Raw genomic sequence first — 21,571 nt, forward strand, 5'->3', positions numbered from 1 at the left:
TGTCTCTACTCCTCGGTGGTGGGGGTGTGGCGGTGCGCCTCACGCGGACGCGGAGCCGGTCGCTCCGAGGGCTGCCGCTGCGGAAGGTCCGGCTTCGGTGCGGCGCCGCGCGGGCGCGGCTCCTCGGGTGGCCGCGCCGCCGCGGCAGGGGCGGTGCCCGCATCGGCCGCGGCCTTCGCGCCCGCCTCGGTCTCGGCGAGGCCGATGCCGCGCCGGAAGGCGGCCATCAGTCCCGGATCGTGCACGGCGGGCTCGCCGGGGCCCTCGGCGGGTGGGGCCGCGGGGCGTTCCCTGAGCTGCGGTGCGAGATACTCCTGCTCCTGCCGCTTGGGGAGTTCAGGGCGGCCGGGCTGGGCCCGCCGGGAGGCGCGCCGCCCGGCCGCGGGGGGCACCGGCGACGTGGGCGTCCGCCGTACGGGCGTGGCGTGCCGGTCGCTGTCGGCCCGGGCCGGCACCGCGGCACCGGAAGGCGCCGGGGAGGCGGGTGCGGTGGGCCCGCCCTGGGAGTTCGATGCGGGAACGGCACCGGGCGGGGAGATCTGCGCGGGCAGCGGGGCGGATGCGGACGGCGGCGCGATCGGGGGCGCCGGGAGAGCCGTGAGCGGCGGGCGCGCGTCGGGCGGGAGCGCGTCGGGCGGGAGCGCGTCGTCCTCGACACCGAGCAGGGCCTCGGGCAGCACGAGGACGGCCTGGACTCCCCCGTAGATGTTGGACTGGAGACGCACCGCGATCCCGTGCCTGCGGGCCAGCGCGGAGACCACGAAGAGGCCGATCCTGCCGTCCTGCAGCAGGTGCGCGACATCCACCTGGTCCGGGTCGGCGAGCAGGCCGTTCATGTGCTTCTGCTCCTCCGGGGGCATGCCGAGGCCGCGGTCCTCGACCTCCAGGGCGAGCCCGGCCGTGACCCGCTGGGCGCGCAGCAGCACCTGGGTGTGCGGCGCCGAGAACAGCGTCGCGTTCTCCACGAGTTCGGCGAGCAGGTGGATGACGTCGGCGACAGCGTGCCCTCGCAGGGTGCCCTCGACCGGCGGTACGAGGGTGACGCGGGGATACTGCTCGACCTCCGCGACGGCCGACCGCAGCACCTCCGTCACGGTGACCGGCCTGCTCCACTGACGTCGGGAGACGGCACCGCCCAGCACGGCGAGGTTCTCCGCGTGCCGGCGGATCCGGGTGGCCAGGTGGTCGACGTGGAAGAGCCCCTTGAGCAGTTCCGGGTCCTCGACCTCGTTCTCCAGCTCGTCCAGGAGCTGGATCTCCCGGTGCACGAGCGACTGCAGCCGCCGTGCGAGGTTGACGAACACCTCGACGCGCTGTTCGTCGCCCGCGCTGCTGGAGAGCTGGGAGGCCTGCACGACCGCGCCGACGGCCGCCTCCTGTGAACGGGTCAGCTCGCGGGCCAGCCGGTCGATCTCGTCGCCCGACGTGTGCGGGTCGGGCGGCGTCCGGCGCACCGTCACCCGGTCACCGCGCCGCAGCTGTTCCAGGACGGAACGCAGTTCCTCCTGACCCCGCGCGCTGGTACGGCGCAGGGCATGGCAGCGCTCGATGACGCTCCGCGCGGTGCGTTCGGCGCCGAGCGCGGCGACCGCGACCGACCCCAAGGCGACGAGAGCCGTGCCCGCGAGCGCGGCCCACGCGCCGGCGGTGGGGTCGGTGCCGGCCGAGCGCAGCACGACCACCACCGCCGCCGCGCCGCTGAGCGAGGCGACTATGGCGGGCAGGACCGCCGCCCGCAGCAACTGCGGGCGTATCCGGGTGTCCTGGCCCTGCCGGGGCGCCGGACGGACGCCCGCTGTTCTGCCGCGGGCGCCCGGCCTGCCGTGCCGCCCGCCCTCGCGGCGGTCGGGCCGCGTCGCGGGTGCGCGAAGTTGAGACATGCCGTCAGTGCCCTCCGTTGATCATCAAGCACTCACGGTAGTCGCGGTGCGCGGGGACACGAACGGCAGTTGGCAAACTTGCCCGTGCAACGTCCCGCTCTGGTATGAGGGTCAGGACGTGCGTTCGATCATCTCGGCGCGGTTGTCGCGGCCGTCGCGATCGAAACAGGGAGCTCGTCGCACCGGTGGCGGGGGCCGCCCGCCGAAAGCCGTCCCTCCGGGATCCGCACGTCCGCACGGGCCTGACGATCCCCTGCGGGGCACTGTGGCGGGGCCGCCGCGACCGGGCGGCCCGCGGGCCCCGCAGGCCCCCTGGGGACTCTCAGGAGGCGCCAGGGCCACCGCCGCTGGAACAGGGGGCTCCCTTGTGACGGGATGGGCGAACGTCCCTCACCATCGCCGTCCGGCTGCTTCTCGGCCCACCCCTGGCGCAGTCCCGACAGCACCGACAGCTCCGACAGTTCCGACAGCTCCGACAAGCAGTGTCGCGAGCAGCCGCGATCATGAACATGCCTTTTCGGCCGACAAGCCGCATCGGCGACACCCGGGGGCCGGGGCGAGGCCGGCGCGCCAACCGATGGCGGCCGCGGCCGGATTGACGGGCCGTGCGAGGAAGGCGAGGATCACAGGGAATTGACAACGTTGTCTCAGAAAAGGATCGCGATGAGAGCGCTGAAACGCGTGTTCACCGCCATGGTGATCGCCACCACCATGGCCGCGGTTTCCGTCACCTCGGGTGTCGCGAACGCCGGGGAACACCAGCCGAAGTTCGCCGCCGACCCCACAAGCCTGGTCGACACCTCGATCGGCAACAACGGCGACGGGACGACCTTCCCGGGGGCCGCCGACCCGTTCGGCATGGTGCAGCTGAGCCCCGACACGCAGCTGAACCAGTACGCCTCCTACGACTACAAGCAGGACACGATCCTCGGCTTCAGCCACACCCACCTCTCGGGCGTCGGCTGCCAGACGATGGGCAACTTCCGGTTCATGCCGACCACGGGCGCGGTCACCTCGTCCGACCCGGCGCAGTACGGCGCGAAGTTCAGCCACGACAACGAGACCCGGGCGCCGGGTTACTACGGCGTGAAGTTCGACAACGGGATCCAGGCCGAGCTCACCGCGACACAGCGCACCGGCCAGCACCGCTACACCTACCCCGCCGGCTCGGGCCCCGAGAACGTACTCATCGAGGCCGGAGAGAGCAACGGCAGCACCTACGCCGGCGACGTCAAGGTGGTCGGCAACGACACCGTGGAAGGCTGGGTGCAGGGCGGCAACTTCTGCGGTGAGACCGGTAAGGAACGCTACCGGATCTTCTTCAGCGCCACGTTCGACCGTACGTTCTCCACCTTCGGCACATGGACCGACGGCACTCTCACACCGGGACAGCGTGAGGCGTCACGCGGCACGAAGCGCGCCGGTGCCTGGTTGACGTTCGACCCCGCCAAGGGCGACCAGGTCGGCGCGTCCGTGGGCATCTCCTACACCTCCGTCAAAGGCGCGCGCCTCAACCGCGAGGCCGAGCAGCCGAAATCGTTCGACAAGGCCCGCACGGCCGCCCACAACTCCTGGCAGGACGAGCTGAACCGCATGCGCGTGGCCGGCGGCAGCCCCGCCGACCAGCGCACGTACTACAGCGCGCTCCACCACTCGCTCCTGCACCCCTCGATCGGATCCGATGTCGACAACCGCTACCGCGGCTTCGACGACCGGGTGCACCGCGCGGATTCGACCTATTACCAGATGTTCTCGCTCTGGGACACCTACCGCTCGCAGAACCAACTGGTGGACCTGCTGAATCCGGACAAGGCCGCCGACATGGCCAAATCCGTGCTGCACATCTACCAGGACGGCGGCTGGCTGCCACGCTGGGGCCTCGGCAACAGCGAGACCAACGTGATGAGCGGCGATCCCATCACCCCGTGGATCGTGGACATCTACAACCGCGGCCTGCTCGACAAACACACCTCGCGCCAGCTGTTCGACGCGCTGTGGAAGAACGTCAACGAGGTCCCCGCTGACCAGTCCGTCTTCCGTGGCCGTGACGGGAACCCGACCTACGTCAAGAACGGCTGGGTCGGCTACCAGAACCTGCCCGGCTACACGTACGGCGACAGCCGCCAGGCGGGTTCCGCCACGCTGGAGTACTCGCTCGCCGACTGCGCGCTGTCCACGATGGCCGACGGCCTCGGCTACCAGGACAAGGCCACGACGCTCGCCTCGCGCTGCGACAACTTCAGCAAGCTCTGGGACCCGGCCGTCACCTCGCAGGGCTACTCCGGGTTCCCGGTCACGCGGAACGCGGACGGGACCGTCGCCGGTGACCCCGACCCCACCCAGGCCGGCGCGTTCCACGAGGGCACCGCCTGGCAGTACCAGTGGCTCGCCCAGCAGGACCCGGAAACCCTGTTCGGACTCATGGGCGGCCCGGCGAAGGCCGAACAGCGTCTCGACACGTTCTTCGACATGCCGACCGTGCTCACCGACCCGGCGAAGGCCGCCTCCGATTCGTGGGTGACCGGCGCGTACGACTATCACAACAACTTCGCCTTCAACCCCAACAACGAGCCCGACTTCCACGCGCCGTGGATGTACACCTGGACCGGCGCGCCGTGGAAGACCTCGGCCGTGCTGCGCGCGATGCGGACACTCTTCACCGACAGCGTGTACGGCATGCCCGGCAACGACGACCTCGGTGCGACCTCGTCACTGCTCGTCTTCGCCATGGCAGGTGTCTTCGAGGCACAGCCCGGGTCCGCGACGTACGTGCTCTCCGCGCCCATGTTCGACAAGGTGGAGATCCGGCCGGCGAACGGCCGCAAGATCAGCATCGAGGCCCCGGGCGCCGACGCGTCCAAGCTGCAGTACGTGTCCTCCGTCACGACGGACAAGGGCGCGCTGCGCCAGAGCTGGCTGTCCCACAAGGACCTGCTCCGCTCCGGCACGATCAAGATCAAACTCTCCGGCAAGCCGACGAACTGGGGCGTCGACGCCGCCCCGCCCGCCATGTCCCAGGACTGAGGTCCCAGGACTGAGGTCCCAGGGGTGCGGTTCCTGCACGAGGAGCCGCACCCCGGCATCATCCACGGCCGCCGGTTTCCGTCTCACCGGATGAGCTCGGGCCGGAGCGGCCCCGCGCACCGCGCACCGCGAGTCCGCGAGTCCGCCACGGAACCTCGCACCTGGGGCTCCCCGTCGATCAGCCGGTCGCCGGCGACCGGCCACCGGTCGCCGCTCGTCGTCCGCCGAACGTCGTCCGCCGTCCGCCGGACGTCGGCCGTCGTCCGCCGGTGGACTACGCCAGGATCAACGCGCCCGCCGCACCGAGGAGAGGCCGCGTCATCGCCGCCGCCTCAAGCCCGCGCAGAGCCGACGCCCCGTCGTCCGCTCCCTGAGCCCTCCCGGCCCGGGCCCCGTCTGCCGCCCCGGGATCTCCGCCGCCCGAGACGCGCGCCGCCGTATCTCCGATCCGGCAGCCCGGCTTCCCGCGAGGCAACGCCGGACCCGACCGGACAACCCTCGTTGTCGGCGCCGGGGTGACGCCCGTAGAGTGTGTACATGGCAGCCGATCCGACCGTGCGTGCCGCCCACGACGACCTGACCGGACTCGCCGACTCCGCCGTGGCGCAACTCGCCCTCCAGCTCTCCGCACCGGCCCGCGTGACCATGCGGGCGGACGCCGTACTGCCGGAACCGGCAGCCGACGGCGGCGGCGATCCGCTCGCCCGGTTGCGGGCACTGTCCTACTTGAGCAGGGCCGTGGCACAGCAGGCTCGGCAGGAGGCCGCCGCGGCGGCCCGTGCAGGCGCCAACTACCCACAGCTCGGGCACGCATGGGGCATCAGCCGGCAGGGCGCCCGTCAGCGCTGGCCCGGCCTGGTCTTCACCGCCGAGCAGAAAACCCGTCCCCTCCCCGCCGACTTCAGGAGCGCCTCCGTGAACAACTCCCCCACAGGCCGCCCCTACAGCGTGCTGCTCGTCGAAGACGACGCCGCCGATGTGATGCTCATCGAGGACGCGTTCGCCGAACGCGGCATGACACGCGCCATCACCCACGTCAGCGATGGCCTGATCGCCCTGGAACACCTGCGCGACCCGCGGCACGAACGACCGGACCTGATCGTGCTGGACCTGAACATGCCCCGGATGAACGGACGGGAACTCCTCAGCGTCCTCAAGGACGACCCCTCCCTCAGCGCCATCCCCGTCGTCGTCCTCACCACCTCCTCCGCTCCGGACGACATCGAGGACGCATACCGTCAGCACGCCAACGCGTACGTCACCAAGCCCGTCAACCTCGACGACTTCATCCAGGCGGTGCAGGGTATCGACGCGTTCTTCCTCGACACCGTGACCCGCCCGTCCCGTCCCTGACGGGGGCCTGAGCGAGCCGGTTCAGCCGCTTGTGAGCCGGGCTGGTCCGTGACGTGCTCGTGGCGGGGTGGTGGCCGGGGCACCGGTCGCACAGCTGCCGCCCCGGTCCGTCCGGGACCGGCCCCGGACGATCAAGAAGCCGACGCGGTGCGCGGTCCTCAGGACTCGGAGCGGCCGCGGCAAGGTCGAGCCGGGGCGACGGGCGCACGACCAGACCACCGAACGCGCAAACACAGGTGCCCCCGGCGGACCCGTGCCGCGAGCTCAACCGCCTTGGCCGTCCCCTTACAGCTGGTCCCCCGTGCCGGCCGGTTCCGGAGGATGCATCCCGCCACCGTCCTTCATGTCCTGCTCGCAGGTCCGTCGTTCGCAGGACTGGTCATTGGGGATCAACAGCACGCCGGCAACCTGGTCAGGGTGCTCGACGGCGAGCCAGTCGTCGCCCGTGAGGGCGCCGTCCGGCTCGGGCCACGCGTCGGACGAATAGATCGTCCGACACCCCAGCGCCACGCGCTTCTTGTCGACTGCGCAGGCATCCAGGGCAGGGCCGGATGTCTCGTCTGTGCCGTCGAAGCGGTAGTGGAAGTGGACCTTGTCACCTTCGGAGAGCGACTGCGGGTGGGGGCTCAAGGCGCCAGTCGACGACCTCGGCGGTGACACCGGGAGACCGACCGTCCGTGTCCTCGGCCTGCACCCTGACACCTGCCTCAGCGCGCTTCGCTGTCGTGTCGGTGCAGCCCCAGGGCGAAGAGCAGCCGGACAGAGCGAGGAACACCAGAGCCAACGGAGCACCGGCACGAACCCGGGCAGGTAACACTGGGACGACCTCCCGTCGGGGTGGGGCGGAGCAGTGTATCCCGGGCCTGGCAGCTGCGGGTCAGGGCGGCAAGCGCCTGCGGCGGTGAAGCCGGAGCGCGGAGGAGCCTGGTGAACTGGGCGGGCAGGGACAGCATCTCGATGCCGCCCGCTCGCCAAGTGAAGCGATGTCAAAAGCGAGGGCGTTGGCCTGAGCGAGCCCCCGGCGCGGCCCGATTCAGAGCCGGCGCTCCGGGCGCTCCGGGCGCTCCGGGCCGTAGCGGTCAGCGGTCAGCGGTCAGCGGTCAGCGGTCAGCGGTCAGCGGTCAACGGTCAACGGTCAACGGTCAACGGTCAGCGAGGACACAGTCGCCGCAGACGGCCGCTGCCCGGTCGGTGCCGGGCATCGCGCGGTAGATGAGGCAGCAGTTGCGCCGCCGGAACGGCTGCCCGCCCGCAGCATCCGCGTACGTCCCGCGCAGCGCCTCGTGTGCGAGGAACACACCGCAGCTCCGGGCGATCCGCTCTTCCCCGGTGGGGGCGGTCGCGGTGAGGACCGTACGTGCGCCGTTCACCGCCGACGCGACGTTTCCCCACAACGTCCGCGGAGAAACGGACAGTTCGCCGACCGCGCGGGTGAGCGGGGCAACCAGTCCTTCGAGGACCAGCGCCGCGGTCTCCCGCGCGGGCCTACCGGAGGACGTGAGGGTGTCCCGGGGCAGTGACAGCGGGAACGTGCCGCCGAGGTGTGGTTGCCACCGCACCTCGCGCAGCACGGGTACGGACGGCGCCCCGTGCAGCGCGGTGAGGGCGAGCAGTGGCGAGACGACGCGCGCGACGAGACCCAGGTGGGTCACGGACGCCGCCACCCGCCACTCGACGGCACCGGTCGTACATCCCCTGCCCGTCGCGAGGTATGTACGTACCGCCTCGACTCGTGTGCGCAGGACGGACGGCTCCTCGACCAGTTCGGCCAGCGAACGCCACGGCCCCTGGAGCGGGCTACGGGGGGTGTGGACCGTGACGGCGAAGAAGGGCCCGCAGGCCGCGAGGGCGTCGAGCGGCGCGGCCTGCGGGTCCGCCGGTGTCATGCTCGGGCGACCGGCTCGGCTCGCGCGGGCGCGGAGGCCTCGGTCCTGCCGGATGCCGTGCCCCGAGCCAGTACCCGTTCTGCCATCGGCGCGAAGAGGAGCCCCAGCGCGCCCCACAGCACGAGTTGTGCCGCGAGCGAGAAGAGACGGAAGGAGAACAGCACGTCGGCCGGGAAGCCCGGATAGACGATCGCGCCCTTCGCATTGGTCAGTGGCAGCGGGGTCTCTGTGGCCTGGTGTCCGAACTCCTGGACATTGGCGGTCAGTTCACCGAGTGCCGGCAGGATCGCCATCACGATGCCCATCACGACCACGTAGCCGAGCCCGGCCAGCAGCGTCGCGTTCCAGTTCCCGAACCGTTCCGCGAGTCGCTTGCCCAGCCACACCGCGAGAACGAGGAAGAGAATCGAGCACGCCACCATGACGAGGTACAGGTTGCCGCGGTCCTTGATCGTGTCGGGATGCCCGATCGAGGGCGGGTTGGCGGGGTACTTCACGAACGGGACCAGGTAGAAGCCGAGGAACCCGCCCAACGCCACCAGCATCGCGAGGTTGCGTGCGCGCAGCTTGCCCACGCGGCCCAGGGATATGGCGTAGGCGATGGCGAAGAGCGCCCCCATGGCCACGCCGAAGAAGACCATGCCCACGCCGATGCCGACGTTGGCCTGGATCGTACGGCTGAAGAGGTCAGGTCCGGCCGCTTCCGGGACCAGTCCCGCGGCCTTGTCGAGTGCGGCCTGGGCCGCGTCGCGCCCGCTCTCGTAGTCGATCGCCTTGCCGATCAGCGGCTCGGCGAAGATCCGCGCGAAGAGGAAGGCGAGCAACCCGGCGGCTGCGCCGGCGATGATGCCGCGCAGTATGAGTCGTTTTTCCATGGTCCAGCTGTCCACTTTCCTGAATTACCGCTGGTCGGCCGGGAATCCGGGTCAGTGGCAGGGGAAGCCGAGGAAGTGGCGCGCGTCGTGCACGAACTCGTGCACGTGCATGTCGTTGCCGAACACGGAGTAGGCACCCTGGTCGACGCCGATGAAGTAGTACACCGCCAGCGCGACGACCGCGGTGCCCACCAGCCACAGGACGGCCTTGGACACGGGCAGGACGAGCGGTGTGGAAGTGGGGGTCGCGCTGGGCGCGGACAGACTGCTCACGAGGAGTCTCCTTCGGGGATCTGGCGTCCCGCGTTCGGTGGAGCATCGTGATGGTGAAGGGTCTGACTGCGGGCCCGAGTTGCCGGGGCCCGATCACAGTGGCGCGACCGCGCTGGAATCTCACCAGCTTCCTTACACCATCTTCAGCCAGGAGCGTACGGACGCCGGCAGTGCTACGTCAATCGGGCGGACCGCTTCACGGCGTGATGGACGTCTCCCCGACCAGCGCGCGGGCTGGACCCCGCACCGGCGCGGTGTCCTTGTGCGCCGCTCCTGAATCCGTGTACGGACACACCCGTAGCCGCTCCTGAATCCGTGCACGGGCGCACCCGGGACGAGGGCCGGCCGACGGGGAGACGTCTCACCGCGGGCCCCGGTGCCGCCACCGGGCCCTCCCGCCGGCACTCTCGTCGGCGTTCCGGGCCACCGGGCTCGATCCGGATGGGCCGCACGGTCACGGCGCCACCCCGTTCGGCGGTGCTCCGGCGGCCCCCGGGGCCACTCCTGCCTAGGCTCGACCTGTACCGGCCGACCCCAGTCAGGAAGCGACGTTCCATGGACCTCCACCTGAAGGACAAGGTTGCCGTCGTCACCGGAGCCAGCAAGGGCATCGGCCTGACCGTCGCCGAGACGCTCGGCCGGGAGGGCGCCAAGGTCGTGGCCGGCAGCCGCACGTCCACCCCGGAACTGGAGGCCCTGGCCGACCGGTACGGCGTGACCGTCGTCCTGGACGACCTGAGCACCCCGGAAGGCCCCGCGAGGCTGGTGCAGCGCGCCGTCGACGTCCACGGCCGGCTGGACATCCTGATCAACGGCCTGGGGGCGGCGAAACCGCGTACCGGATTCCTCGACGTCGACGATGCCGAGTGGCAGCGGATCTTCAACGTCTCCTTCTTCGGCACCGTGCGCGCCACCAGGGCGGCCCTGCCCCATCTGCTGGCCTCGGGCGGCGGCTCCATCGTCAACATCGGCTCGATCAACGCCCGGCTGCCCTCCGTCATGGTGGTGGACTACTCCGCCGCCAAGGCCGCGCTCGCCAACCTCACCAAGTCCCTGTCCGAGGAGTTCGCCTCACGCGGCGTGCGCGTCAACTCGGTGGCCCCCGGGCCGGTCCGCACCCCCTTCTGGACCGCCCCCGGCGGCTTCGCGGAGGCCGCCGCGGCCGGCGCGGGCACCACCGCCCAGGAGGCCATCGACGTGGTGATCCCCCGCAGCACCGGCATCACCACCGGCCGGGTCAACGAACCGCAGGAGGTGGCGGACCTGGTGGTCTTCCTCGCCTCTCCCCTGACCGGCAACATCACGGGGGCCGACTTCGTCATCGACGGCGGCCAGAACAAGACGCTCTGACGGCACGGGCGGGCACCGGCGCGTCTCGTGCTTCGACGGCGCCCCGGCCGGCGCGGGCGTGGCGGTTCGCGGGCGGGTGGGGCGGCCTGGCGCCGGGCCGGACCACCGCGGGCGGGTACCCGGAGGAACCCGGGGACCCGCCCGCGGTCTGTCAGGCCTCCCGTGTCAGTGGACGGTGACCTTCGTGCTGCCGGTGACGCCGCCGGACGTCACCGTGAGGGTGGCGGTGCCGGAGCGGCGGGCGGTCAGCTCGCCGGTGCGGCTGTCCACGGACACCACCTTGGGGTTGCTCGACGTCCACACGTGGGACGCCGGGTCGGCGATCGGGATGGACAGCGGCGCGATGTTGTCGCCGGGGACCATGTCGCCGGTCGCGCTCAGGGTGACGTGGTCCTTCGGTGAGATCGGGTCCTCGGGCGCCTGGACGGTGATGGAGGCCAGGGCCGGTTCGACGCTGAACTGCAGGCCGCCGTCGCTGCCGACGCGGATCAGGCCGAAGTGGTAGAAGCCGCCCTGGTCGGCCGGGGCGTAGGCGGGCATGCCGAGGTCAGCGAAGGCGAACTGCGGGATGCCGCCCTGGGCGGTGGACACGCTCCGGCCCTCGGGGTCGAGGATCTGCTCGGAGAACCCGCGGGCGTGGCCGTACATCATGATCACGTGTTGCGCGGGGTGCGTCTGCTGGTAGCGCTGCACCAGGCGCAGGTACATCCGCGCCTCCCACCGGTCCGTGAACTGGCTGTTCGCGGCGGGGTGCGGATCGTAGGCCGGCATGTGCGTGACGACCAGCACGTCCTTGGCGGTGGCATCGGTCAACTGCTGGACGAGCCAGGGGTACTGCTGGCCCATCGGGTCCTGGAACGGGTCCGAGGACTGCAGGCTGCCGTGGGAGTTGTCAGTGACGATCAACCGCGCCTTGCCGAGACCGTAGGCGTAATGCGTGTCGCCGAAGGTGTCGCTGTAGTTGCCGTTCTCGGCGTCCGAGCCCTGGGTGATCTCGTGGTTGCCGACGATGTCGCGCTCGGGGATTTTGAGGGAGTCCATCTTCGACTTGGCGTACTGCAGGTCGGCGAGCTTGCCGTCGTCGGACATGTCGCCGAGGAACTGCGCGGCGTCCGGCCGGGCCTGCGGGGAGAGGGCGGGCAGCCGCTTCGCGATGGAGCCCATGACGTTGCTGCTGACCGAACCCGGGTCGCTTGCGAGCAGGTGCGCGTCGTCACCGGCGAGCACGGTGGTGCCGTGCTTGTCGAAGTCGGCGGAGTCCTCCTCGAACTTCAGCCAGGAGGGGTTGTCCGGGATAGCGTGGTAGTCGGGCTGGACGACCGGCCGCGGCGAGTACAGCGCCTGCAGCCCGGCGACGTTCAGTGAACCGGTGTAGGTGGTGCTGGGGCTGATGGCCAGGAAGTCGAGGTAGCTGACGGTCAGCGGGAACGTGTAGCCCGGCGGCAGTTGGGCGACCGCGAGGCGCCACCCGTCCGATGTGACACCGGTCAGGTACAGCGGGGTGTTGGCGGTCCCGTCGACGTTGATGTACTTCTCGGCGAGCTCAAGGCCGTCGGGGCCGCCGCCCTTGACCCACACGCCGATGCCTGTCGGCACCTGGCCGTTGTCGCTGTCGGTCGTCAGTGTGGTCTTCGGCGCCAGCACGAGCTGCTTCACACCGGAGCCGGCCGGCATGGTGTAGTCGAGACGCAGCGAACCGGTCGCGCCGGAGTCCGGCGGCGCGACACCGGGGTCCGCGCTCAGGGTGGCCGTCACACCGGTGGTGTTGTTGCTGAGCTTCCACGTGTCCGTGCTGGTCATCGGGTCGATGACCTTGCGGACGCGGCCCACCGCTACGGACATGGTGGCGGTGGTGCCCGCGACCTTGGCGCTGACCTCGGCGAGGCCTCCGCTTTCGGGGTCCGCGGTGAACAGGCCCTGCTTGTCGATGGTGCCCAGGTTGTCCGGAGTGACCTTCCAGGTGGCCGCCTCGGTGGGGACCTGCACCGTGCCGCCGCCCTTGACGGTGGCGGACAGGCTGAGCTGCTGGGTGGCGCCGTTGTCCAGGTCGGCCTGGCCGGGCGAGAGGGTCAGGGACGTCAGCGAGGCCACGACGTCGAGCTTCTCGGAGGTCGTCACCCGCCCGTCGGAGGCGATGATCCGGCCCGTGCCCGTACGACGCGGGGTCAGCTTCCCGTCCTTGTACGAGGCGAGGGACGACGGCTCGACGCGGACCTCGACCTGGCCGGCCGCCGGGTTGGAGAACCGGTCCAGCGCGTGCACCGGCACCGGGATGGAGCCGCCGCTGACGGTGGTGACCGTCTTGCCGTCGTTCACGACGACCTTGACGGCCGACCCGGCCTCCTTGGCCGTGGTGGAGAAGAAGATGCCGTTCGCGACCGGGCGCTCGGTGTTGCCGGGGAGGTCGGACGGGGTGTTGACGACCTCGGCCTGGTCGGCGCCGGGGGCCCGGCTGACCATGCCGGTGGAACCGCCGCCGTCGAAGAGCATGGCGGTGTACGCGCCGTGAGCGACCAGGTAGCCCGCGGCCTGATCGGCTGTCACACCGAAGGCGCTGTCGGAGCCGCCGTGGCCGTCGATGGCGACGACGATGGCGTGCTTGCGGTCCTTGGTGACGCCGACCGCGGTCTCGGGATTGGCGCCGCTCGGGGGGGTGCCGGTCGGGTCCTTGTAGACGTGACCGTCCTTCACCAGGGTGTCGACACCGCTGACGAGCTGGGTGAGGTCGTTGTCGGGCGACAGCCGGGTGGCCACGGCGACCGTGGCGCCCGCGTGCGCGTTGTCCGACAGCCACTGGCCGCCGGCGCCCGCTCCGAGCAGGCCCAGCTGGCCGGTGTTCAGTCGCGGCACGGTGGTGACACCGTTCGTCACCGTGTCGACGACGAAGCCGCCGTCGGCGGTGTGACCGACCACCAGGGTGGATGCGGTCGTCCCGGGAGTCTCACCGAGGTCGGGGGTGACCTCGGTGATGCCGCCGCCCGCCAGGTCGTCGACGGTGTTCACGGAGGTGAGCGCGCGCGTGGCGGCGCCGGCCGTGATCGTCCCCGAGAAGGTCTGCGGACCCATCACGATGGTGCCGTCGGGCTTGACGCCCAGCTGGGAGGCGAAGCCCGGCTTGGGGCTCTTGAGCAGGTGCCCGTCGCTCACGACACCGCCGAGCGGACGGCCACTGGCGTGGATCTCGAAGTAGTCGCCGTTGACACCGGCCACCGCGTGCGTGCGGTGGGCCATCGACGAGGGGGTCTCGTCCGCCGGGTCGGTGATCGTGTCACCGGCCTCGACCACGCGGGTCCGCAGGTTCGGGTCGCTCAGGTCGGCGGAGAGCACCTGGATGTGCTGGCGCCCGCCGACGGTGTCGTAGGTCTCGCTGTAGTGCTGCAGTCCGCGGGTGACCGTCTCGGCCGGGGTACGGGTGTAGTCCACCACCAGCGGCCAGTTCTCCGGCGTGGTGGGCAGCCAGCTCCGATCCGCCGGGTGCCGGGCGGTCGCTGCCGTGTTGTCGGCCGCGCCCGACGCGGTGGTCGCCGCACCCGTGACGGTGCCGGCGAGTGCCAGCACGAGTGCGGCGGCCACCGCGGTGCGACGTCTGCCGCCCCCGGCTCTGGTTCCACGAAGTCTCATTGCTTGTTCCTTTGGATGTGCGAGCCGTTATGCAACCGGCGATCGCCCACTCGACACCGGTGCGGCAAACCGGGGGTTTCCGGCCGGGGTTGGACAGATGACGCGTAGCGGTGTGGTTGGCTACGTTTTCGGTCTGGCAACCCGCCGGAGAGAGGTACTCCACGGCCCGGCTCCGGCCCCGGTGACCTGGACGGGTTCGCACGTTCACACCGTCACGGCCCGGAGCGCGCCGGGCGGGCCTGCTCGGGCCGGTGAGGTGGCGGGCCGTCATGTGGGGCATTCCGGGGGCAGGGAGCGCCCGGTGGCGTTCGGCGCCGGGGAGCAGGCGCCTCCCCGGCCAGCGGGCGCACCTGAATCACCGGCCTCCGGCGTGTTCGTGCACGTGGTCCGACGTCGTCGTTCGGAGCCGACCACGGGCGACCCGGCGAGGCGCGCCCTCCGGAGCCGGCAACGAGGCCGTGCCCTTGGAGGCTGAGGCCATCCACGGGCGCGCCGGGCCGCGGCCCCCGTCGGCTGACCCGCGTCGACCCGAACGACCCACCGCTGCTCGAAGGTCCCTGCACGCGGGCCGGCTCCGTACGGGACCGGGACACCGCCCGGTGCCATGCCTCCCCCGTCACCCGGGCGAACGCCGAGGTCAGGGGCGGCCCCGCCGGCACCTCACTCCGCGGGCCCGAGAGCGCAACCATTCCGATACCGGAGTGACAACGGGGGTTATTCCTAGAGCAGATGATCCCATGAAATGATCGGCACGCTACGTCGTATCTCCACCGCCTCTGAACGCTTGGACATCGCATGAGCCGAACGCCAGGGAGTCCAGCGAAGGTCTCCGGCACCGCCACGGACGACGAGGTCGAGTCCTGGGGCACCATGACCGATGACGACCTCAAGACCTGGGGCATGGCGCCGGCCGACGAGGCCGGCGCCGAACCGGCCATTGCGGAAGGCGCCGACGCGGAAGCCGGCCCTCGGGCGACCGGCTCGGCCGTCGCGCCGGCAGCGCACGACGCACAGGACCAGGACCCGGCCGCCGCGGTGCACCAGGCCTCGGCCGACGACGAGCCCGCGGAGGCTGAGGCGGAGGCAGTAGCGGACACTCAGGCGCCGGCCGCCGAGACCGCGAACTCCCTCACCCCGGGCGACGGTTCGGCCGTCGCGGCGGCGGACCCCGCAGAACTCGCGGCACCGGCCGAAGTGGCGGAATCCGCCGAAGTGGCCGAACTCGCGGCACCCGCGCAGGCGGCCGAACGCGCGGAACCCGCAGCGCGGACGGCGGAAGAGCCCGTGGACGTCGTGGCCTCGCCCGGCCCGTCCACACCACAGGGCTCCCCCGCCGGCGCCGGGGCACCGCCGGAGCACGAGGTGACCGACAACGGCGCCGAGCCCCGCGCCGAGGCCCCGGCCGCTCAGCCGCTGCCCCCGGAACAGCCGGTCGTGCCGGTCCCCGCTCGCCGGGAAGGGGACGGCGAAGCGCCGCGCACGGCACAGACGGTCATGGCGGACGAGGACGCGCCGACGGCGGCCGAACCACCGGCGACCGCCGGCGTTGTGCCCGAGAAGCCGGCGCCCACCCGGTCGGCCCGGCGCGCTCCCCTCCCCGCCGAACCGCTCATCCGGAGCCACCCGCCCACCGGCCACGCCGAGAGCGCGCTTCGTGTGGTGGAACCGACCCTCTCCGTGTCCGGCACCGGATCGGCTCAGGAGAGCGGCGCCGTCGACCCGGCACGCACCGCCCGCCGTCGCGGCAAGCCGCTGCTCGCCGCCGCGGGCGCCGCAGGAGTCCTTCTCGTAGGGATGCCGCTGCTGCTGCTCGGCCGCGGCCATGACGGCGAGAAGCAGGAGGCCCGGTCGGACGTCCCGGTCGGCACCGTTCTCGACAGCACGGACACCGAAGTCGGCCACGTCATCACGGACATACCCACCTCGCCGGGGCCGGGCAAACACCGGGGGCCCACCGCGAAGAGCACGGCGCACCCCGTCGCGCACGTGTCACCGAGCGCCCTGCTCAAGCAGAAGACGGCGAAGCACGCCGCCAACGACTCCTCGACGCACGGCATCCAGGTGCACACCGCGCAGCCGAAGTCCGACGGCGGAACACCCGCCCCGAACAAGGTCAAGAGCAAGACCACGACCAGGGCCACCGACATCCGCGCGCACGCGACGACGGTGGTGATCCAGGCGACACGCACGCTCTCCGCGGGAGAGTCGTGGTCCGCCACCCTCGCCCGCATGACGATGCGCAGCGACGGCGACCTCGTCATCTACGACGAGCACGGCCAGGTCCGCTGGAGCTCGCACACGTCCGGGACGGGCAACAGGGCGGCGTTCCAGGGGGACGGCAACCTGGTCGTCTACAACACCGCCAACCAGCCCCTGTGGGCCTCGGGCACCGCCGGGCACAACGGCGCAGCACTGGTGCTGCAGGCCGACGGGAACGTGGTCATCAGTCAGAACGGCGCCGCGCTCTGGGCCTCCGGCACACAGCACTGAGCAGCGCTCCGGGAGGCCGGGGGCATGACAGCGCCCCCGGTCCGGTGGCACCGCGTGCCCAGGACCGCGCCGGCGCCGACGGACCGCCGACCGGCCTCACCCTTCGGCTTCCCGGCACCCGTCGTACGTCGCCCGGGCCCGGCGCCTCGCGTGCTTGCGGGTCAGTCCCGCACCGCGGGCGAACGCCGCCGCGAAGGCGGTCGCTCCGGGAACAGCCCGGGCCGCCTCGGTGACGCGGTCGACGTCGCCCGGGAGGTGAGGGCGATCGCGCCGGGAGAACGGCACCCGGAGCGAGAGCGGCGAATGGCTCTACCTGGGCGTGAGTTCGAGGACGGCGATGCCGACGAGGACCACCGTACTGGCGGCGGTACGGGCGCGGCCGAGCCTCTCGTGGAAGAGGAAGGTACTCATCAGGACACCGAGGATGATGCTCGTCTCGCGCAGTGCGGCGATGGCGGGCAGGTTTTCCGGAGCTCGGGACTGTGCCCACACGACCAGTCCATAGGCGGCCAGGGACAGGACGCCTCCGGTCATGCCGCGCGGCCAGGTGGGGCGCAGATCTGTCAGCAGCGACCGTCGGCGCCGGATGAGGGCGAACAGGGGCAGGGGCAGTGCTTGTGCCAGGAACATCCAGCCGACGTAGCCGACGACGGTTCCCGCACGGCGAACGCCGGTCGCGTCGACGACGGTGTAGGAGGCGATCATGACGCCGGTCGCGACGGCAGCCGACAAGGCGGGGAGTTGGGCCCGTCCGGGTCGTCCGTCAGCGAAGGCGAGGATCGCCAGGCCCGCGGACAGCACCAGGACACCCGTCAGTTCAGCGGTCGGAAGAGACTCACCAAGTGCGCAGACCGAGAGCACCGCTACGACCCAGGGCGAGGTCCCGCGGGCGAGCGGGTACACCTGACCGAAGTCCCCGAGCCGGTAGGACTGGAGCAGCAACAGTTGATAGAGGATCTGCAGCGCTGCCGAGCCGGCGATGAACGGCCAGGCCGCCCGGTCGGGGACGGGGGCAAGGGTCACGATCACCGCGGAGCATGCCAGATAGCCCAGATCGATGAGGGCGAAGGCGACGAGTTTGTCCTGGGCGGCGTGCGCCAAGGCGTTCCAGGCCGCGTGAAGCAGCGCCGCCCCCAGCACCGCGATGACTATCGGCAGCGGCATGAGCATCATCCCCCCAGGGAATGTGATTCTCCAGTACGATCAATCCATGGAATCACATTCCCTGGGGAGCCAACTTGCCGCCCGCGTCCGGACTCAGCTGCCGCTACTGAAAGATGCCGAGGCGCGGGTTGCTCAGGTCCTCCTCGACCAAGGGCGGGACCTGGTCACACTCAGCGTCAGCGACGTCGCGACCCTTGCGCACACCGCCTCGTCCACCGTGGTGCGCGCCTGCCAGCGTCTCGGCTTCCGGGGCTTCCAAGAAGTCAAGATCCTCGCCGCGGCCGGCGCACCGCCGCCCGTTCCGGTCGGCGGCCCCCAAGCCGACGCCCTCACACGAACCGTGCACACCGCTCGCGAGACCCTGGACGGCCTGACCACAACCGTCTCCCAGACCCAGATGGACGACGTCGCCCGCGTCCTCTCCCTCGCGCCACACACCCTGGTCGTCGGTGCGGGTCTGTCCTCGGCAGTCTGCCTGGACGCCGCCTACCGACTGCGCGCCCTGGGAATGACCGTCGACGCGCCCTGCGACCCCATCACCGCCGAACTCGCCGCCGGACTGCTCCCGCCCTCTGCCGCCTGCCTGGCAGTCAGCCACACCGGCGCCACACGCAGTACGGTTGCCGCCGCCGAGCGAGCCCGCACAGCGGGAGCCACAGTCATCGCCCTCACCAGCTACGCGCACACACCACTGACGGAAGCCAGCACACACACCCTCCTCGCCGGAGGACAAGACCTGATCCTCGGACTTGAAGCCGTCGCCAGCAGGCTGGCACACCTCGCGGTGATCGACGCCCTCACGCTTACCCTCTTGGAGACACAAGGCCCCCGTGCCCGGGCGGCCTTGAGGCTTTCCGCCGAAGTCACGGCCGCGCACGCGTACTGATGGCGCGGGCGACGAACGCGATACCGCAGTCGAAGGGCGTGTTCAGCCACTTGTGCGCGTCGGTCGTCCAGGAGTGGGCCAGATGTGTGCCCCGGAGAGCCGCCTACGGTGCTCGTCGCCCGCGGCCAGGGCCCCCAGGCCGATCGCCCCGTAGACGTATACCCATCCCCCGCGGGCCTGCACCCGCTCGGACACCGCGCCGGGCGGATCGACCGCGCCGGTGTTGATGTCGCCGGCCTGGACGCACACGACCGGTGGGCGTTCGGTCCGCCGCCAGGGCCTCGTCGAGGGCGGTGAGGTCCATGGCACCGTCGGCATCGCACGCCACACGTGCCCACGTGCGCGCCCATGTCCAGAAAGCGCAGCGCCCGGTCGATCGAGGCGTACCGCTCCTCACCTACCCTCACCGGGATCCGGGGGGCGTTCCACAAGCAGTCCGGCTCGACGTTCCACCCGGCGGCGCTCAGCAGGTGGTGGCGCGCCGCGGCGAGGCCGGTGAACGCGGCCATCCGGGGTCCCCGTGGTGAAGCCGACGGACGTGGTGCGCGGCAGGCCGAGCAGTTCCACCAGCCGGCGGCCGCACTCGTCCTCGACGACGCCGGCGAACGGGCCGCAACGAGTGGAGCACCGCGTTTTGGTCCGACGCGGTGACCATCCAGTCCGCGGCCGGCGTCACCGGCGGCGAGGAGCCGATGACGTAGCCGAACCACCGCGACCCGGCGCCGGCCGTCGCCCCGGCCTCGCCTGCGCGCGCGAGTGCGGCCAAGGTCGCAGCCGTTGCCTCGCCCTTGTCAGGGATGCCGCTGGACTGCCCCAGCGCGGCCCGGATCTCCTCGGGGCCGGCGGCCGGGAAGACCTGCCTCTGCGAGAGCGAGGACCGCCGCCGCACCGCATGCTCGTACGCCCACCGCAACACGCCGGGACGTCGGCGGCGTGCTGCCCTCCGGCCACGGCGCACGCCGCTTGCTGTCGGCACGGGCGGTCCACCGCATGTCCCGGAGACTTCAGTGCAGGTGGATATTGTTCTTGACGTCGTTGCCGATGTTGTTGTTGATGTTGCCCGTACTGAAGTTGATCAGGGACGTTCCCAGAGTCGGCGTGCAAAGGAGCAGGCAGGGCCCGGGGTTGGGGGGCGTCGGGCGTTCTGTCACCGTGACTGTGGTGGTCGTGCTCGAAGCCCCGCAGCCGACGCCTCCCTCTTGGTTTCCGTTGTAGGCAGCTGTGATGGTATGCGTGCCGGTGGTGTCGAACTCCGTGGTGTCGGTGGCTTGGCCACTGTCATCCAGCAGCACGGTTTTCAACGGGTCGCCGCCGTCGAAGAAGGTCACGCCCAGGCCACCGCTGGGGTCTTCGGGGCAGGTGACGGTGGCAGTGAGCGTGACCGGGCTTTCGAGGGCGGCCGTCGACGGCGACGCCTGGACGGTGGTCTCGGAATCCGCCGCCGCGGCCGGAGTAGCCAAGCCGACCACGGTCGCCAGCGCGGCTGCGGCCATGAGTGTGCCCTGCGAACGCAGTTGTCTACGTGCCATGTGCCTGCTCCTCGTTCATCGTGGGCTTGCGCCCGCAATCATCCGACGGAGCGACACCTTATGACGGACTTGTTGGCATATGCGGGAAATGCTGCCCGTGGTTCGCCCCGTCGGGCGAGGGATCAGCTCCCCCGCATGGCCCTGCGCTGTCCAGGGAGCGCGAAGTGTGCCAGGTCAGATGTGTGGCGCGGAGACGCGCGTGTACGGCAGGGAATTGCTGGTCCCGCCCGAGGTGGTCACGGTGACGAGAACGGTGCCGGCCGGTCCCGAGGGGACGGAGGCGGTGATCGTGGCGTCCGACAGCAGGGTGAATGCGGCCGGTACTGCTCCGAAGCGGACAGCGGTGGTGGTGGTCAGGCCGCTGCCGGTGAGGGTGATCACGGTTCCCGGATCGAGGGGTCCCTGGCTCGGGGAGAGGCCGGACAGGTGAGGCGCGGGCACGTAGGTGTAGGCCAGCGAGTTGCTGGAGCCAGCCGGCGTGGTGACCGTCACCGGCGCCGTTCCGCTGCCGGGCGGGGTGACGGCGGTGAGCTGCGTCGGGGAGTCGACGGTGAACGTGGTCGCGAGGGTGGCCCCGAAGAGCACCGCGGTGGTCCCCGTCAGGTCGGCGCCCCTCAGGGTGACGCCGGCACCTCCGGACGCGGGTCCTTGGGTGGGGGTCACGGAGATGAGAGTGGGGGCGGTGAGGTAGAAGAAGAAGACCGGCCCTGTTGTGCCGCCGGGGGTCGTGACGGTGATCGGGACGGCTCCCGAGCCGGCGGGTGCGACGGCGGTGATCTGGGTGGACGAGTCGACGGTGAACGTGGTGGCGGGCGTGGCGCCGAACACGACCGAGGTCGCTGCCGACAGGCCGGTGCCGACAAGAACGACCGTCGTGCCGCCGGAAGCGGGCCCCTGGCTGGGCGAGACGGATGTCAGGGTCGGGGCCGCGGCGTAGGTGTAAGTGACAGGGTTACTGGTGCCCCCGGGGTTCCTGACGGTGACAGCGACGGCGCCCGTGCCGGGCGGTGCCACGGCAGTGATCTTCGTCGTGGAATTCACGGTGTAGGTGAGGGCCGGTGTGCTGCCGAAGGCAACCGCGGTGACGCCGGCAAAACCACTGCCGTTGAGTGTCACGGTGTTGTTGCCGGCAGCGGGCCCGGTAGAAGGAACGACCGAGGTCAGTACGGGTCCTGCCGCTGGAGCGGCCAAGCGCGCGGTGGTCGACGTGGAGCGTGCGTCGTTCATGCGTTTTCCTCGA

Annotated in this window: 14 protein-coding genes and 1 pseudogene; 6 read left to right on the forward strand and 9 right to left on the reverse strand. The window is 71.2% G+C overall.

Annotation, left to right across the window (positions count from 1 at the left end; genetic code table 11):
• Positions 1 to 5: 5 nt before the first annotated feature.
• Positions 6 to 1,880 carry an ATP-binding protein gene (locus tag OG310_RS04485; protein ID WP_329454560.1) on the reverse strand — a complete coding sequence of 625 codons (1,875 nt, stop codon included), beginning with the start codon at positions 1,878 to 1,880 and terminating at the stop codon, positions 6 to 8.
• Positions 1,881 to 2,543: 663 nt separating this feature from the next.
• Between OG310_RS04485 and OG310_RS04490 the strand changes: the two genes are divergently transcribed.
• Together OG310_RS04490 and OG310_RS04495 are read left to right on the forward strand one after the other, a co-directional pair.
• Positions 2,544 to 4,904: a GH92 family glycosyl hydrolase gene (locus OG310_RS04490; protein ID WP_329454561.1), complete on the forward strand. Its 2,361-nt coding sequence runs from the start codon at positions 2,544 to 2,546 to the stop codon at positions 4,902 to 4,904.
• Between the two features lie 537 nt (positions 4,905 to 5,441).
• Positions 5,442 to 6,257: a response regulator gene (locus OG310_RS04495; RefSeq protein WP_329454562.1), complete on the forward strand. Its 816-nt coding sequence runs from the start codon at positions 5,442 to 5,444 to the stop codon at positions 6,255 to 6,257.
• Between the two features lie 285 nt (positions 6,258 to 6,542).
• Here OG310_RS04495 and OG310_RS04500 read toward each other — a convergent pair.
• From OG310_RS04500 to OG310_RS04515, 4 genes and pseudogenes are all read right to left on the reverse strand, one after another.
• Positions 6,543 to 7,074 (reverse strand): annotated as a pseudogene (locus tag OG310_RS04500) (hypothetical protein).
• Positions 7,075 to 7,399: 325 nt separating this feature from the next.
• The gene (locus tag OG310_RS04505; protein ID WP_329454563.1) at positions 7,400 to 8,143 is read right to left on the reverse strand and encodes a (2Fe-2S)-binding protein; all 744 of its coding nucleotides are present in this window, start codon (positions 8,141 to 8,143) and stop codon (positions 7,400 to 7,402) included.
• Positions 8,140 to 9,018 (reverse strand): CbtA family protein, encoded by an 879-nt coding sequence (locus tag OG310_RS04510; RefSeq protein ID WP_329454564.1) that lies wholly within the window; start codon positions 9,016 to 9,018, stop codon positions 8,140 to 8,142. Before OG310_RS04510 ends, OG310_RS04505 begins: the two co-directional genes overlap by 4 nt.
• A 51-nt stretch (positions 9,019 to 9,069) precedes the next feature.
• On the reverse strand, positions 9,070 to 9,291 hold the full coding sequence (locus OG310_RS04515) for a CbtB domain-containing protein (RefSeq protein WP_443078547.1): 222 nt from the start codon (positions 9,289 to 9,291) through the stop codon (positions 9,070 to 9,072).
• A gap of 555 nt (positions 9,292 to 9,846) precedes the next feature.
• On the opposite strand from OG310_RS04515, the gene OG310_RS04520 reads away from it, so the two are divergent.
• Positions 9,847 to 10,641 (forward strand): SDR family NAD(P)-dependent oxidoreductase, encoded by a 795-nt coding sequence (locus tag OG310_RS04520; protein ID WP_329454565.1) that lies wholly within the window; start codon positions 9,847 to 9,849, stop codon positions 10,639 to 10,641.
• 165 nt (positions 10,642 to 10,806) lie between these two features.
• On the opposite strand, the gene OG310_RS04525 is transcribed toward OG310_RS04520, so the two are convergent.
• Entirely contained in the window at positions 10,807 to 14,262 is a 3,456-nt protein-coding gene (locus tag OG310_RS04525; protein ID WP_329454566.1) for a phosphodiester glycosidase family protein, read from the reverse strand.
• A 795-nt stretch (positions 14,263 to 15,057) separates the two neighbouring features.
• Here OG310_RS04525 and OG310_RS04530 point away from each other — a divergent pair.
• A complete protein-coding gene (locus tag OG310_RS04530; protein WP_329454567.1) occupies positions 15,058 to 16,752 on the forward strand; it encodes a hypothetical protein in 1,695 nt (564 codons plus the stop codon).
• Between the two features lie 309 nt (positions 16,753 to 17,061).
• On the opposite strand, the gene OG310_RS04535 is transcribed toward OG310_RS04530, so the two are convergent.
• On the reverse strand, positions 17,062 to 17,916 hold the full coding sequence (locus tag OG310_RS04535; RefSeq protein ID WP_329454568.1) for an EamA family transporter: 855 nt from the start codon (positions 17,914 to 17,916) through the stop codon (positions 17,062 to 17,064).
• Positions 17,917 to 17,962: 46 nt separating this feature from the next.
• Between OG310_RS04535 and OG310_RS04540 the strand changes: the two genes are divergently transcribed.
• Positions 17,963 to 18,802 carry a MurR/RpiR family transcriptional regulator gene (locus OG310_RS04540; RefSeq protein WP_329454569.1) on the forward strand — a complete coding sequence of 280 codons (840 nt, stop codon included), beginning with the start codon at positions 17,963 to 17,965 and terminating at the stop codon, positions 18,800 to 18,802.
• Between the two features lie 348 nt (positions 18,803 to 19,150).
• Positions 19,151 to 19,453 carry a hypothetical protein gene (locus OG310_RS04545; RefSeq protein WP_329454570.1) on the forward strand — a complete coding sequence of 101 codons (303 nt, stop codon included), beginning with the start codon at positions 19,151 to 19,153 and terminating at the stop codon, positions 19,451 to 19,453.
• A gap of 353 nt (positions 19,454 to 19,806) precedes the next feature.
• On the opposite strand, the gene OG310_RS04550 is transcribed toward OG310_RS04545, so the two are convergent.
• Both OG310_RS04550 and OG310_RS04555 read right to left on the reverse strand, forming a co-directional pair.
• On the reverse strand, positions 19,807 to 20,331 hold the full coding sequence (locus OG310_RS04550) for an Ig-like domain-containing protein (RefSeq protein ID WP_329454571.1): 525 nt from the start codon (positions 20,329 to 20,331) through the stop codon (positions 19,807 to 19,809).
• A gap of 174 nt (positions 20,332 to 20,505) precedes the next feature.
• Positions 20,506 to 21,558, reverse strand: a complete 1,053-nt coding sequence (locus OG310_RS04555; RefSeq protein ID WP_329454572.1) for an IPT/TIG domain-containing protein — start codon at positions 21,556 to 21,558, stop codon at positions 20,506 to 20,508.
• Between the last annotated feature and the right edge of the window lie 13 nt (positions 21,559 to 21,571).

Source organism: Streptomyces sp. NBC_01497, assembly GCF_036250695.1.
In the GTDB taxonomy this organism is placed as follows: Bacteria; Actinomycetota; Actinomycetes; order Streptomycetales; family Streptomycetaceae; genus Streptomyces.

Coding starts and splice junctions, on each gene's coding strand:
- OG310_RS04485 (WP_329454560.1), bottom strand. CDS start 1,880: ATGTCTCAACTTCGCGCACCCGCGACGCGGCCCGACCGCCGCGAGGGC.
- OG310_RS04490 (WP_329454561.1), top strand. CDS start 2,544: ATGAGAGCGCTGAAACGCGTGTTCACCGCCATGGTGATCGCCACCACC.
- OG310_RS04495 (WP_329454562.1), top strand. CDS start 5,442: ATGGCAGCCGATCCGACCGTGCGTGCCGCCCACGACGACCTGACCGGA.
- OG310_RS04505 (WP_329454563.1), bottom strand. CDS start 8,143: ATGACACCGGCGGACCCGCAGGCCGCGCCGCTCGACGCCCTCGCGGCC.
- OG310_RS04510 (WP_329454564.1), bottom strand. CDS start 9,018: ATGGAAAAACGACTCATACTGCGCGGCATCATCGCCGGCGCAGCCGCC.
- OG310_RS04520 (WP_329454565.1), top strand. CDS start 9,847: ATGGACCTCCACCTGAAGGACAAGGTTGCCGTCGTCACCGGAGCCAGC.
- OG310_RS04525 (WP_329454566.1), bottom strand. CDS start 14,262: ATGAGACTTCGTGGAACCAGAGCCGGGGGCGGCAGACGTCGCACCGCG.
- OG310_RS04530 (WP_329454567.1), top strand. CDS start 15,058: ATGAGCCGAACGCCAGGGAGTCCAGCGAAGGTCTCCGGCACCGCCACG.
- OG310_RS04535 (WP_329454568.1), bottom strand. CDS start 17,916: ATGCCGCTGCCGATAGTCATCGCGGTGCTGGGGGCGGCGCTGCTTCAC.
- OG310_RS04540 (WP_329454569.1), top strand. CDS start 17,963: ATGGAATCACATTCCCTGGGGAGCCAACTTGCCGCCCGCGTCCGGACT.
- OG310_RS04545 (WP_329454570.1), top strand. CDS start 19,151: ATGTCCAGAAAGCGCAGCGCCCGGTCGATCGAGGCGTACCGCTCCTCA.
- OG310_RS04550 (WP_329454571.1), bottom strand. CDS start 20,331: ATGGCACGTAGACAACTGCGTTCGCAGGGCACACTCATGGCCGCAGCC.
- OG310_RS04555 (WP_329454572.1), bottom strand. CDS start 21,558: ATGAACGACGCACGCTCCACGTCGACCACCGCGCGCTTGGCCGCTCCA.